General features: G+C 53.4%; 10 protein-coding genes. 5 read left to right on the top strand and 5 right to left on the bottom strand.

The annotated features are described in order from the left end of the window. Nucleotides 1-1,125: 1,125 nt before the first annotated feature. Nucleotides 1,126-1,455: a transposase gene (locus tag PLH32_14390; protein ID HQJ65799.1), complete on the bottom strand. Its 330-nt coding sequence runs from the start codon at nt 1,453-1,455 to the stop codon at nt 1,126-1,128. 89 nt (nt 1,456-1,544) lie between these two features. Here PLH32_14390 and PLH32_14385 point away from each other — a divergent pair, with 89 nt between their 5' ends. After that, on the top strand, nt 1,545-1,877 hold the full coding sequence (locus tag PLH32_14385) for a hypothetical protein (protein HQJ65798.1): 333 nt from the start codon (nt 1,545-1,547) through the stop codon (nt 1,875-1,877). Between the two features lie 81 nt (nt 1,878-1,958). On the opposite strand, the gene PLH32_14380 is transcribed toward PLH32_14385, so the two are convergent. Further along, nucleotides 1,959-4,256, bottom strand: coding sequence for a TonB-dependent receptor (locus tag PLH32_14380; protein ID HQJ65797.1), 2,298 nt, complete (start codon nt 4,254-4,256; stop codon nt 1,959-1,961). Nucleotides 4,257-4,599: 343 nt separating this feature from the next. On the opposite strand from PLH32_14380, the gene PLH32_14375 reads away from it, so the two are divergent. The 3 genes from PLH32_14375 (at nt 4,600) to PLH32_14365 (ending at nt 8,869) form a co-directional block, all read left to right on the top strand. Continuing rightward, nucleotides 4,600-7,302: a T9SS type A sorting domain-containing protein gene (locus PLH32_14375; protein ID HQJ65796.1), complete on the top strand. Its 2,703-nt coding sequence runs from the start codon at nt 4,600-4,602 to the stop codon at nt 7,300-7,302. Nucleotides 7,303-7,781: 479 nt separating this feature from the next. After that, the gene (locus tag PLH32_14370) at nt 7,782-8,435 is read left to right on the top strand and encodes a phosphoribosylanthranilate isomerase (GenBank protein ID HQJ65795.1); all 654 of its coding nucleotides are present in this window, start codon (nt 7,782-7,784) and stop codon (nt 8,433-8,435) included. 188 nt (nt 8,436-8,623) lie between these two features. Next, on the top strand, nt 8,624-8,869 hold the full coding sequence (locus PLH32_14365) for a hypothetical protein (GenBank protein ID HQJ65794.1): 246 nt from the start codon (nt 8,624-8,626) through the stop codon (nt 8,867-8,869). Nucleotides 8,870-9,169: 300 nt separating this feature from the next. Here PLH32_14365 and PLH32_14360 read toward each other — a convergent pair whose 3' ends face one another. The 3 genes from PLH32_14360 to PLH32_14350 form a co-directional block, all read right to left on the bottom strand. Then, the gene (locus tag PLH32_14360; protein ID HQJ65793.1) at nt 9,170-9,463 is read right to left on the bottom strand and encodes a hypothetical protein; all 294 of its coding nucleotides are present in this window, start codon (nt 9,461-9,463) and stop codon (nt 9,170-9,172) included. Further along, nucleotides 9,454-9,882, bottom strand: a complete 429-nt coding sequence (locus PLH32_14355) for a hypothetical protein (protein HQJ65792.1) — start codon at nt 9,880-9,882, stop codon at nt 9,454-9,456. The genes PLH32_14360 and PLH32_14355 overlap by 10 nt, the downstream gene beginning before the upstream one ends. A gap of 834 nt (nt 9,883-10,716) precedes the next feature. Beyond that, on the bottom strand, nt 10,717-11,028 hold the full coding sequence (locus tag PLH32_14350; GenBank protein ID HQJ65791.1) for a hypothetical protein: 312 nt from the start codon (nt 11,026-11,028) through the stop codon (nt 10,717-10,719). A gap of 1,382 nt (nt 11,029-12,410) precedes the next feature. On the opposite strand from PLH32_14350, the gene PLH32_14345 reads away from it, so the two are divergent. Continuing rightward, on the top strand, nt 12,411-14,036 hold the full coding sequence (locus PLH32_14345; protein HQJ65790.1) for a hypothetical protein: 1,626 nt from the start codon (nt 12,411-12,413) through the stop codon (nt 14,034-14,036). Nucleotides 14,037-14,043: the final 7 nt, after the last annotated feature.

Genomic DNA, 14,043 nt, shown 5'->3' with positions numbered 1-14,043 from the left:
GATCAGGCGCTCGGTTGCGCCTTTCCAGAAAGGTGCGGTATTCAAAAGCAGTGGCCCCTATGCCACATTTGGAATAAAAGCATTCTATCAAATGCTATCGAGGGACAAAATCGCCACGAAAATTTCGCACTGAACTCTTAATTTCACAAGCGCTTGCGCGAGCGAACAAGTGCTGTCCGAAGAATGCCGCTTCTCGGTTGCCTAGTCAAGCCCCGCGTTGCACACCCACACTAGCGCGTCGGGTGTGAACGCATAATCGTCAGCCGATTACTTGACGAAAACCATTGTTTTTGAATACGAAAAGCCTGAAGTTTGCAAGCAATAAAAATATATCCCTCTTGCAACAGGATTGTTGTGCTTGTCACAGGCATACCAGTTTACCTGATAAAGCCCGGATGATTGTTCCTCGTTTATTAAGATTAAAATTAACTCGCCCTTTATATTCAGGACTATTATTATGACATGAGTTTTTTTAGGCAGTCGATATTCAATAGTGGTTATTGGATTAAATGGATTCGGATAATTTTGTTTCAGCTCAAAAGCTAACGGCACCTTTGTGTGTTTTTTTTCACATACGTCGTTGATTGCACACTTCGAAAAATCCCATCGCCATAAGTCGCGGCGAAGATTTACCCGCTCGAATTGACGGCAAGAGACCAAATTGAACCCCCATATGGTCCGTTTGTTTGTTGCCAAAAGTCGGTTTGTGCGAAAACGAATTTGCAGCCCAAATTAAAGACGATGCAAATAATAATGAGACGTCACTAATTTCATTTTAGTTTTCATAACAAACCTCCCCAATTAACTGTTTGTTTTTACAAAGTACTTTATTTCTATGAGACCAATCGCGGCGCTGAGCAGTAGCCCCCGAAGGCGGCGTATCTGCTCAAGTGCCTGGTTCCGCCCGGGCTTGAGAAGGCGCAGGCACTCGATGCTCAGCGCCACGATTCCGCCGGAATGTAAGTGAAAGCGGAACAATTGATTATGCGGTTTTCTGCTATTTACCTAAAAATATCGTTTCTTTTTTTGTCGATCTGGAATGATCGGGGGTAGAAGTGTTCAAAGGCGGCGTTAGAGTAGTAGGAAGTGAAGCGGGCCTATTGGCAATATAATTAAATTATGGAGTTATGCAAGATAAAGATTAATATGTTCAAATACCTGAAAATTGCGCGATACCCCTTCCCGCAGCCGCTCATCTCCGGGCCGCGGAAACCGTACGCACCCACTCTTCCCCGCCCGGTAAATCACCTGACCATCTCTCGTGACCTTGATCATCCGCACCAGCGAAAAGGGACAGCGCGATACATAGGAGACCAGACGCTTCATGCCTTCTTCATCCTCTGACCCAATCTGTACCAAATTATCGATGCTGAATCCCGAGTGCAACCATCCCCGCGTCGATCGCACCACCTCCATATCGATCTTTTCCTCACGCAGCAGCAGATCAAATACCATCTCACGCCATGCCTCTGTACATCGATCCATATCCACTTTGGTGAAATGAGCCTAACTGGGGTGGCTGGCGTCAGCCGTTGGAGTTCAAGGTGAACGAGCGGAACCACCAGGGCGCCAGACTGGCGGGTGAGACGGCCGTTGAGGTGGCCGTTCTGCCGGAGGAGTATACACTTGAGCAGAAGTGTCCCAATCCCTCCCACAACGCAATGTTCATCCGCTATGCCCTCCCGGAAGAGTGCCAGGGAAAACTGGCTATCTATGATCTGCGCGAACGCGAGGTGGTCATTCTGGACAAGAAAATGCAGAATGCTGGTATCCACCAGCTGATCTGGAACGCGCAGGAGATCTCAAACGCTGTCAATTTTATGCGACTGAGTGCCGGTACCAAGACCTGGACGCTCAAGATGCTGTTGATCAAGTGAACGAACCGGAAGTTCCTTATCGCCTCGGTATTTCAGACAGCATCAGGGGAATTATCGCCTCATCTCCAACTGGTGCTGTTTTCAAAAGGCTGCGCTTATCGCAACGGTATAGTTGCGGCCCGAGGCGGTTATTCCTGAAGCGTAGGTCCGGTACCGCTGATCGGTAATATTCTCCACCCCCGTCATGATGCTGAAAACATGCGAAATCATCAGTCGCACCTTGAGGTTAAATGTATACCATGAAGGAACATACGGTCTACCCCTTGCATCGCGTGCGAAAAGATAATCCATCCCCTCCAATCCCGGTGCCAGGTCCGCCGCATTCACTCCGTCGCTGTAATCCATATAGCCATCCATCTCCAGGCGATGCCGTTTGCAGGTCAAATGCAGGGCGCCGAAAGGCGGGGGAGCATGGCGCAGCGTGCCCAGATTGCCATCGTCCATCTCCTCGGTGCCGCGCATGATGGTGAGATGTGCGTTGAGCCCGAATCCGGCCGGCAGTTGCACTTCCACGCTGGCCTGCATGCCGCGCACATTTGCCTCAGCAGCATTCTGGATGGCTTGAATCCTGCTCATTTCGCCGTCATACATCACGCTGTCGCGGCCGTTCAGGGTAAAGTTTCTCCTTACCATGGCATCTTGTAGAACAGTATAAAAAGCGGTTGCATCCAGTTTGATCGCCTCCGAACAGGTGAGCGTCGCCCCCAACTCGGCATTCCAGGCATACTCGGGTTTCAAAGCGGGATTCGGCACGACGACATAACCGGGGGATGAGTCGAAAACTTTACCCACATCATCGATATTGGGCGCCCGGAAACCAGTCGACAACGCCACTTTGATCTGCAGTGCGGATGCAGGGGAATAGACGCCGCCAAGGCTGCCGTTCACTGCGGCATTGAGCATGCTGGTTGAAGTGAAGGGGAATTTGTAAAACGTGGTATCAAAGCGGGCATCAAGTCCGACCAGGGAGCAGCGCAGTCCGGCCTGGACGGTAAAGGTGCTGTCGGGAATCCAGCGGTAATGGGCATAGAGCGCGAGGGCGCTCCAACTGGCGCCGTCGGGATAGCGGCTGGGACCTGGAGTTCGGATTGCCGTGATGATATTCTCGTTTTCGCCGGTCGATCCGATGCGGTTGTACAGCAGTTCAGCGCCGCCGGATATGCTGTGCACCGGCAGGAGCGCTTTGATCAGGTCGATATTGGCAGAGAAAGCATCCACCCGTTCTGTGCGGTGGAGCAGAAGCGGGCTGCGATAGTCGCGGTCATTCCGGCTCTCCCTGAAATATTGATAGGCCAGGATCAATTTCGCTTCATCCCATAAGGCATTTCCGCGCCTATTCGCAACAACCAAGGCCTGCTGCATCCAGATCTGAGGGCCATAATACCACTGCGCGGAACGGAGGAGTTTGCCGCGCGGACGCAGCAAACGGTCATAGCGCGGATAATCCGAGGTGGCCGAATAGTGAAAGGCATAGGTGGCATCCCAGGCATCGCCGGGACGCCAGCGGATTTTCTGCAACAGGTTCAGCTGGCTGTAACCGCTGGGGACCTGCTTTTTTGGATCGGGATTCGTGATTAGGCTGTCGAGGCCGTCGATGCGCTGTACGTAGCGTGTGCGCAGAAAAGCCGCGGGGCCATGGCTGCCCATGGTGAGGTCGCCGTAATCCGACCAGGTCGCACTGGATACCCATCCCCACTTTTGCCATCCTCGATAGAGATCGAGATGCCCGGTTTTCTCGCGATTCGCGGAAGAAGTGCGGACAACGGCATGGCCGGAGAAAAGGGGGCGGGCGTCATGAGACAGACGAGGCACGAGTGTCTGGAAACACATCACTCCGCCAATGGCATCGCTGCCGTACATCACTGCACCGGGACCGAATAATACTTCGGTACGCTCAGTCGTGAGAGGATCGAGAGAGATGATATTCTGGACGTTGCCGGTGCGGAAAATAGCCGTATTCATGCGAATGCCGTCCACGGCTATGAGCACGCGGTTGGTGGCGAAGCCGCGCAACATCGGACTGCCGCCAGCCAGCTGGCTTTTCTGCACAGATACCTCAGAGGAGAACGCGACGAGATCCGCTGCAGTTTGGGGATTTATAAGCTGAATCTGTTCAGCGCGGATCTGAACGGATCGATGTGGTATATCCCGCTCCCGCAAGAGCCAGCGCGTGGCAGAGACTACCACATCGCCGATGTGGAGGGGCATCCTCTCCAGATAAAGGGCAAAGCGCAATCGTTCCAGCTGGAGATAGGCAAGTCTTGCCGGATGGTATCCGATGAGCTCCACGCGGATGGTGTCGGAATGGTCGAACGCGGTAAGATCCGCTCGTCCCTCCGCATCGGTCGTGGTGGCGGTATGGCCGTGGATGCTTGCCACCAACGCGCGCTCCAGCGGGTATCCTGAAACATGATCGCGAATCGTAAGTATTTGCGCCGGTGCGGAGAGGAACAATAAAAACACGGCAATACAGATCCGGAATGGTATGCAGGCATTCATCCTGGAACGTGAAGGAGCGAACCGGAATGCCCGTTGCATCAGAGGTTGCTGGCGTTTTGCGATATATTTTGCCAATGCAGCTGAAGTATTTCCTTGCGGCATCTTGTTTTTTCTCTTCATTTACATTATTTTCTTAATAGAGAAAGTAATGAATTGCTAGGTCATTTAAAAAAGATTTCAAACGATGCTTAACGCTGGGTGACTTTTTGAAAGGAGCGCTGTCATGAAAAGAACTGTTGTGCTGATTGGAATGATCCTGATCCTGCTTGCAGGTTTCTTTCTCACCCGGCGGGATCATCATATCAGCAGCCAGCCGGCTGTCGGGAAAAGAGCCGCTGCCGAGGGGAGCGAGGAGGACCCCTCCGCACGCAGCCGCTATGAGTGGATGCTGTTGAGCAGTCCGCAGACCAACACCATCCCGAAGGATATCGGCATTCGGCAGAATGCCTTCATCCATCGGTTGGCAGAAGAAAATCGCCGGCTGGGGCGTTTGTCCCAGGTGCTGCATTGGTCCAACCGCGGACCTGCCAACATCGGCGGGCGTACCAAAGCGCTGGCCATTGATATCAAGAACGAGAATCTCATTCTCGCCGGCTGCACCTCCAGCGGCATGTGGAAATCCATCGATGCCGGAAAAACCTGGCGCAAGACCACCGCACCGGACCAGCTGCAAAGTGTCTCCTGTATCGCGCAAAATAAAAGACCGGGCAAAGAAAATATCTGGTACTATGGAACAGGCGAGTATTCCGGCGGTAGAGGAAGCAGCGCTGCAGGGCCTTTGGGAACGACCGCGTTCGATCGCGGAGACGGGATATTCAAATCCACAGACAGCGGTTCCACATGGTCGCTGTTGCCTGCCACGGTCTCCGGCACGGCGCAAAAGACCGACAACTTTGATTTTATCTACAAGGTGCTTACCTTCAATGAAGAGGGCGTGCTAGCAGCCACTTCAAGCGGCATCTTTGTCAGCAGCGACGGCGGGGCATCCTGGCAACATGTTCTCGATTTCGGTCCCAATTATCCCAGCAGCGATGCCGCCATAACCAGTCAGGGCTTTTTCTATGCTGCTATCGATGGCGCAGGGCCGAGCACTGGCCTCTACCGGTCGGCCGATGGCCTGACTTGGGAGGATTTTTCACCGCCGGACTGGCCAGACACAACCACCCGGACGGTGATCGCTATACCTTCATCCAACGAAAAAACAGTCTATTTCCTCACTGAAGTCGCGAATCTGAAGCAAACCTTAAAAAAATATACGGAAAGGGAGGGCTGGAGCGATCTAACCGGGAATCTGCCCCATCATGCCCAGATGACAACCTATGGCGCCAATATGATGATGTTGCACGTCAAACCGGATGATGAAAAGACCCTTTTTATGGGCACGGTTGGCCTGTACCGCAGCCGGGATGGTGGATCGACCTGGGAGGTGATCGGCAGTTTCAGTGATTTCCACGTCGATCAGCACACGATCGCATTCCTCCCTGGCAATCCCAAGGCGATGATCGTTGGGAATGACGGCGGGCTTTTTCGTACCGATGATAATACTGCCGTGACGGTCCAGGATCCCGTCTATGGCGACGATCGTATCTCATGGCGTTCCCTGAATAACGGCTATGTAACCGCCCAGTTCTACAGCGTCGCCATCGATCATGCTACACCATACAGTGAACTGGTTCTGGGGGGAACCCAGGACAACTCCTTCCTCTTCACCGCGGCGACCGACTCATCTCTGCCGTGGACGGGGATCTTCCCGGGGGCGATGGATGGCGGTTTCTGCGCCATCAGCGATGGGGGACAGTACTTGTATACCGGCGAGGCGGCCTCGTTCGGATTTTACCGCAACGAATTCATTGACGGCATCCATCATTGGACGGTAATCACGCCAGCCTCGGCCATCGGGATGGGCTTGTGGATGAATCCTTTTCTCCTCGATCCCCACGACACCCGGATCATGTATCTTCCCTCCCAACGAGAACTGTGGCGCAACTCTGATCTGACCGCCATCCCCGAGGTGTTCCCGGGGACGCCCACCACCATCAACTGGAACAAACTAGAGAATGTTCAGCCTGAATTCCATATCTCCGCTCTGGGGATGTCACCGGCGGAGCCGCGGCGGCTGTACTATGGCACGTTTGTCGGACGAATTTATCGCCTGGATAATCCCCACGATGGCCAGCCCATCCCTGTCGAGGTGGCTGGCAATGGCATCCAGTGGTATGGCCACCGTTATGTACATTGCCTGGCTGTCGATCCGAGGAATATCGATAAAGTATTGGCTGTATTCCCCAATTATGAGACGATGAGCATCTACTACTCTGAGGACGGCGGCGACAACTGGATCCCGGTCGCCGGTAACCTCGAGGAAAAACCTGACGGGTCTGGCAGCGGTCCGTCTGTACGCTGGCTGGCGACACTCTATGTCAAGGAGCAGCCGGTCTATCTGGCCGGCACCAGTGTCGGCCTGTTCTCCACTATCAAGCTCGATGGCATGAATACCGTCTGGGTGCAGGAAGGCGCCGGGAGTATCGGTAACATCGTGATAGATATGATCGACGTCCGCCAATCGGACGGTTATATCGCTGTAGCTAGCCACGGTAACGGCATTTATACGGCCTATCTGACCGAGGTCAATACGGGAATAGCGGCGCGGAGCGATCAACCCGATCGCTTCATCCTCTACCCCGCTTACCCCAATCCCTTCAATGCAATCACGACGGTGCGGTTTGAGCTGCCTAAGGCAGGTTCGGTCACTATGGAGGTTTTCAATATACGCGGCCAAAAGGTCGCTACCCTGGCCGACGGCTATCGCAATGCAGGCGAACATACGGTGCGGTGGGAGACGACAGGGCTCGCAAGCGGGGAGTATGTGATCCGGTTACATCTAGAGGATAGGATACAAACACAAAAAGTCGTACTGCAAAAATAAACTTTTCTACACCGGCGGAACCTCATTGGAAAAGTAGCATTTTTCCGTTTTCCATACACAAATTAATCTGCAATCGGCAAAAAAGTTTCTGCCGGGTATTGCGGTATTGCCAAGTCACCACCACATGGTGGGACGGATTTGAACCAGGCTTTTGCCGATCGCCAGCCGGAATAGATGGCCACCGCATTGATAAGGGGTATTACTACCATCACAATAAGGTAGGCAACCAGGCCTTCCTACTTTGGATGCGAGGGATAGCGGGTCACAATCAGCCAGACCACAAGCAAGCCATAGGATATTGCCCGCTAATGCCGCAAATTTCACTCCACGCCGGGTGGCAAACTGTATGATGGTTTCTCCTCCGCCTGCCATACTTTTGAATACAGTGATCTTGGCTATTTTTCTTTTTATTCAAGGCGAAATAGGCTATGTTGAGACATAAGCAAGCTGCAGGAGCCAGCCGCAAGCGGAGGAGAGGAATGACCCGGATCAAGATCTGCTGCATTCAAAGTATAGCCGAAGCCCGAATGGCCATCGGCTCTGGCGCTTCCGCTATTGGCCTAGTTGGCAAAATGCCCAGCGGACCGGGCCCTATCGAGGATGATCTGATTCGTGAGATCGCGGCGGCTTTGCCCCCGCCGATTGCCACTTTCCTGTTAACGAGTGAGAGCGCAACAGATGCCATCATCCGGCATCATCAACGGACGCAAACTACTACCATCCAGATCGTCGATACCCTGATCAAGGGAACTCATGCCGGGCTGAAGATGGCGTTACCGGCCATCAAGATCGTCCAGGTCATTCATGTGATGGATGCGGCCTCTGTGGCAGAGGCGATTAAGATTTCGGAATCAGTCGATGCTTTGCTGCTCGACAGCGGGAATCCCGGCCTGCGGGTTAAAGAATTGGGGGGCACCGGGCGAGTACATGACTGGCGGCTCAGTCGGCAAATCCGGATGCAAGTTCACTGTCCGGTTTTTCTTGCCGGGGGATTGACGCCGGAGAATGTGCGGGAGGCCATTGAGACCGTCGAACCCTTTGCGGTTGACGTCTGCAGCGGGGTGAGAACCGATGGCCATCTGGATATTCGTAAAATGGAGCGTTTTATTGAAGAGGTTCAGAGGGCGCAATAGGAGGTCGCGCCAGGCCTGATGCCCAGAGCGAACCGGGTTGGGGCTGGATACGGTATGCATCAGTCAAACGAGATGAAGATGCAAAACAACATTCTGCGTCTGCTCTATTGGGCTCCAAGAATTGCGGGTATCGCCATGGCCCTTTTCCTCAGCTTGTTCAGTTTCGACGCGTTTCAGCCGGGGCGGCCTTGGTTCGAGAACCTGCTGTTTTTTTCATTCATCAGATCCCGGTCCTGATTGTCGCCTTGCTTCTCGTACTCGCCTGGCGCTGGGAATGGATCGGCTCTGTCTTATTTGCCCTGTTGGGCATCCTTTATATAGGCATGACCTGGCGTAAATTCTGGTGGAGCGCCTGGCTAGCTATTTCCGGACCGTTATTTCTCGTTGCGGCCCTCTTCACGGCGAACTGGCTTTCCCGCCGCCGACACCTGTGAGAGGCGTGGGTGGCGGATTCGGGCCTCGCAACAGCATCCCCAGGCACCATGGTGAAGTAGCAGAGCAGAATCCGCCAGGACTGAGAAGAAAGGGGCCGAGCGAATCCACTCAGCCCCTTTGAGTGAGAGCGGTGTGGAGAGAATGCCCGTTTGCCCCGCTAACACTGCAAGCTATTTGGGTTTATTTGAGCAGCAGCATACGGGTCATCTTGCTGAAGGATCCTGACGTCAGCCGGCAGAGGTAGACACCAGCAGGCGCCTCCGCGGTATTCTAGGTCACCGAGTGCATCCCCGCTTCCATCAAGCCTTCGATAAGCTTGGCCCCTTCCGCCCCAGGGCGTTGTAGATTTTTATACTCACCCGTGATTCTTCAGGAAGTTGATAACTGATTGTGGTGACCGGATTGAAGGGATAGGGATGATTCTGGTTAAGGAGATAACCCTTAGGGACAGCTGCGACAAGATCCGTTTCTTCGGCATAGGGCGTAAGGGTGGTGCTTACGGTATCTGTGCCTTTCCATCCCCAGATATCCCCGTCGATGCCGTTCGTCCAGGGTTCATCCACATAGGCGGTGGAGGCCTCTTTCACTTCCAACAGGGTGTATCCAGTGGGTCCATAGACCAGAACGAATAACCGGTCACAATTCCAGCGCAACAGGACGTCCGCATCGCCGCAGTTCGTGACGCCCAGCTATACGTCGTGTTTGCCCGGGATCCAGTATTCTGTGACCGGATTGGCGTTGAAGAGATGGATGCCGTGGCTGTATCATAGACCTCGAGATCCAGCCAAGCGATGATGGCGAAAATCTCCCCGATCAGCGAGATAATCGCCGGAGGAATTTCAATGGCGTCCGAAGCCACGAAGTACTTGCCGTTGGTTTGCGTTGCCATGTAGGTGAAGTTCTTGACGGCGTCTTCAATCCGTGGACTGCTGTCGATCGATACCACCTGGATTCCCACTGCTGCCAGTTCGGCGACGATTGTTTGAAAATCGAGATCATCGGCGGTGCCCATCACCTCATCCCGTCCAGGATCACCGCCATAAGAGCCGGGGCAAAAAGTCACAGTCGTGCACAGGGGCGTCCCCTATGATGACGACAATTTTACGGGTGCCGGTTCGCTGGCGAGAATGACTGAAAGATCTCTTGAACTGCAGTGTCCTCCGGAGATGGTGACCTCCAAATTCCCCGGAGTAGCCGTTATGGCGGCGAAGAGCTAAGAGGAGGGTGCGAAGAGAATGATCGCTCCGCGCCAGTTCAAACAAAGTGCAGATTTCTGCGTCAAAGATATCGCCCTGAAAATCAATTTCGGTCCGGCTCTGCAAATAAAGCCGATGTATTAAAAGCAGGTAGTAAGTGAGATGGCTGCGGGATCAACTTGCGTAGAAACCAGGAAAGGACTCGAAATGCAGACGCGCTTCGAATAGCTGTAAGTTGCACCCATCTCGCCGTCGGAACCTCTACTTGTCACTGGAGGCGGCCGGCTCCTTTTTATTGTTCCCTACAACCTGACCGTCGCGCCGATGAGCAAGCGTGTCACCCGCTAGGGTTGATTGACAGCTTTGTCCGCATCCTGATAGCCAAAACCTTTGCGGCCATTTGCGCTCTCTCCATCCGGCTAGAACTCCGTGTCATGCCCTGAAAGGGTGCTTTTGGGATAATAAGCCAGGCCGGCAGTGAGCGATAAATCCAGCGCCGGATTGATGGCATAAAGTTCCTCCAATTCCAAGCCGGCGCCCCAGGATTTGCATCTGACGTCCAAGTCCTCGTTGCCGCCGACAAATTTAAAATTGCCGGTGAAATAAGAGCGCCGCGGTCCACCATATAAATAGCATCGGTTCCAGCCGAACTATTTTACGGGATACATGAAATCAAGCCGAAAGCTCCAGAAATGGCCGTTTTCTTCCGGTACACCATTGGTAGCGTCGTTGATGAAAATCTCGCGGGCCGCTTGCGGATTTCCGGGATCAAGCGTGAAAAAGCCGATTGTGAATCGAAGCACAAACGGGAATCCCTGAGCAAAACCGGAGGCGCTGATTTGCGCTTCAGCACCGGGTCCCTGAGAGAAACCGGCCATGCCGCCGGCAGAAAAGTCCTGCGCGGAGACCTCAGAAGAAATAATCAGAAGGAGGAGGTTAAAATAAATGTTATTATTAAACATAGAACACTCCTGAATTCATCCGAAATTCTTTCTGGGCGCCTAAGATAGCCCATCTGGCTGGATAATTCAATTCAGAAAATCTTGGGATGACAACAGGCACAGAATTGATTTTTTCGGAGGGATTTGATACGATGAAATCATCATGGCGATTAAGGAGATGCTGATTCGCCTCTGACAAGGAGATCGCCGTCGACTGTTCTATGTGCGAACGGATTCAGACCTGAACATTCGCTCGCCCGGAGAAGGCCCAAGAACGTTCATCGATCCGCCTCCTGGGCGCCCCAATCCAGGGTGAGCGTGCAGGTGCATATCGACTATCTCCACCAGTCTGCACAGGCCGGCAAAATTGCGGTCATGGTTCGGGATGAAACAGATGCCATTTTGAATACTTCAACCAGGTTGACGGAGGCGGCCGTGGGCATTCATTTCCTGGAGCTTTCGCCCGTTGAAGTGATGGTCCCGGAATTTGGCAGCCAGTGCATTGTAGAGCCATCACTTTCACCTAACGGTGATACCTCGGGAACGGCATACTCCAGAATCTATGCCGGCGTCTTGCCGATACGCTGCTCGAGAAAACGCGCACAGCTTCAAGGCCTGGCCACAGGTGTACAAGGGAGATCAGGCGGTATCTTCAGGTGCGAACCATTATTTTGCGCGAAAGGTGCCCCCCATCGGGGTTATGGTCATTGGATGCATTGAAAAGCTGAATGTAACCAGTTGGCAAATTCAGATAGGCCCTCTGGATGCCCGTGTACCAAACGGTGTTGTGATTTATTCCTATTCGCTATCAATGGAGCACTGGCGAGAATTAAAAACGGCCGGCACCGTGCCCAATGATCTTCGTCCCACTATTTTCATCATGCAGCCCGGTTCACCGTCACCTCCGTAGAATAAAGGCAGGGTTCCTCCCAGTATGAGGTTGATTTCAACGCATCGTCCCTGCCCACGTGCATTTTTATGCGGGAAATGCAGGCGGGCCATCCCGCCGCTCCTCTTCCCTTGCTTCTGGAGATCGAGGCCATCGACCAATTGTTCCCTTCCCGCTGCTGCGCCCGAGAAACGCCTTCGAGGGATTTGATGCCGAGGATCAGAGTGACGGCTCGATTCTTCACAGACAAGGGGCTTAGACTAGAATTTTTTATTAGCGCTTGCATTTCGACAGCTAAATCGCTACTTTGATTTAAGGGCATCCTGAAGAAATTCATAATTTGACGCACGCCCCTTCTGTCCGAGCGCCCACCTCCTATTTCGTCAACATCTCAAAAAACTCTTGCCAGTGGCGCAAACTTCGGCATTTAGCCTTTACTTATGTTGCTTAACAAGGCCGGTTTGGGTAATAAATTCCGCTATTCTAAATCGCTCAGGCGGATAGGAGATGACAAATGAATGATAATTCTGAAGTAACGACGGAGGCTCTCTATCAGTCTCTGAAAAACCAGGCGATAAACGCTGGCAAATCAGGTGACATGCAAGGCGTGATCGAACTTTTCCGCGACCGCATTGCGGCGAAAAACCTGCCATTGGATAGCAGGCGGCAAGTGGGCGTCATCATCATGCAACTCGCCGGGGTGGCACGCCGTTCAGGTGATCAGCTGGCAGCCTCTCAAGGGTACGAGGAGGCTGCACAGTACTTCCGCGAGGCCGATGATAAGCGAATGCTGCAAACTGCCCTCTCCGGTGCGACCGAAGCTTTGATGGCGATTGGTGACAACCAGCACGTGCTGCCGCTTGTGGCCGAACACGTGAAAATTTGTCGCGAGATGGGCGATCAGAATGGTTTACTCAACTGCCTCGCCATTCAAGGGAAATTGCTGTATTGGGCTGGCGATTCCGAACATGCGGCTGAGTTGGCTGAACAATCGGAAGCGCTCGCCCGGGAACTCGGCGGTGAAGAAAACGTGGCGATTACACTTAGCAATCGCGGGTTGCTGCTGATCTCCCAGAATGACCTTGAACAAGCTCAAGGACTGCTCGATGAAGCGGAACGCCTGCTTCGTAAAGGCTCGAACCGCCAGCAACTGGCCAACACTATTGGTGGCCGCGCCATTGTTCTAATGCAGCGCGGCGAGTACACAGTCTCCCTCTCTTTGCAGCAGGAAGCCGCCGGCATCTGCCGGGAGTTGGGCGATGTGGAAGGCCTGGCCAAAGCACTCACCATGCAGGCTTTGCTGCACAGCCAGATGGGAGATCCCGGTACTGGTGTGCCTATCGTGAAGGAAGCGGATCAACTGGCGCGGGCCCATGGATTGACAGCATTGGTGGATGGTATGATCGCCCCTGTCATGGGGATGCTGGGCGCCAATTCTGATGTGACCGCCTCCTCCCTAGCTCCAACGGCTCTAAAAGAAACCTCCACACCACCACCGGCGGCTGCTCCAGCCGCCATCGACATCTCAGAAAGCGGGTATCTGCAGATGAAGCCGTCAGCCTTCACGCCGCCGCCTGCGGTCGCTCCGGCCGGTACCATGAATCCGCGCCTGGCAGCGTGGCAGAACCTCCCCTGGTACAAACGACTGCGCACGCCAAAACCCGAACCTTCATTTTGCTCAGATCGATCTGTGGCCAGCTTTGACTTGCAGATTCCATCTCTTCCCCCGATTCCTGTCGAAGAGGTCCGGATGTACATGGCACAGCAATTTCCAGGAATCATCTTCGATGGAACCTACCCTATCTATGATTTACATGGACAATTTCTCTGTAAGAATTGCGGTCTTCCGCTTGAAAAGGGGGATCTCAATCAAACGCTGGAAGTTCTAAAACAAGCTATTATCGACCCTACGGCTCATGCTGTTTTTTTCCATCTCAACTGCAGGAAATGTACACTGCAAAGTTTCTTCTCTCCGAAGGAGGTGCTTTCACGCCAGCCGGGCAATGCACTGGGACCCTGGAACAAGACAGATATCAGGACAGCAAAAACGAGTCTGGAGTATATTTTCAATCTCTCACCCATTGAGCTCGCCGGGATTAGCGCCAGCCATTTTGATGAAGTCATGTACCTCTATAGCTAGGCCGTAG

The sequence above is a fragment of the bacterium genome, from assembly GCA_035419245.1.
GTDB lineage: Bacteria > Zhuqueibacterota > Zhuqueibacteria > Residuimicrobiales > Residuimicrobiaceae > JAKPUX01.
The sequence above is the reverse complement of the archived record's forward strand: the minus strand, read 5'-3'. Positions and strand labels throughout refer to the sequence as shown.

What these genes read in the sequence shown, in the direction of transcription:
- PLH32_14390 (HQJ65799.1), bottom strand. Translation starts at nt 1,455, where the DNA reads ATGGTATTTGATCTGCTGCTGCGTGAGGAAAAGATCGATATGGAGGTG.
- PLH32_14375 (HQJ65796.1), top strand. Translation starts at nt 4,600, where the DNA reads ATGAAAAGAACTGTTGTGCTGATTGGAATGATCCTGATCCTGCTTGCA.
- PLH32_14370 (HQJ65795.1), top strand. Translation starts at nt 7,782, where the DNA reads ATGACCCGGATCAAGATCTGCTGCATTCAAAGTATAGCCGAAGCCCGA.
- PLH32_14355 (HQJ65792.1), bottom strand. Translation starts at nt 9,882, where the DNA reads ATGGGCACCGCCGATGATCTCGATTTTCAAACAATCGTCGCCGAACTG.
- PLH32_14350 (HQJ65791.1), bottom strand. Translation starts at nt 11,028, where the DNA reads ATGTTTAATAATAACATTTATTTTAACCTCCTCCTTCTGATTATTTCT.
- PLH32_14345 (HQJ65790.1), top strand. Translation starts at nt 12,411, where the DNA reads ATGAATGATAATTCTGAAGTAACGACGGAGGCTCTCTATCAGTCTCTG.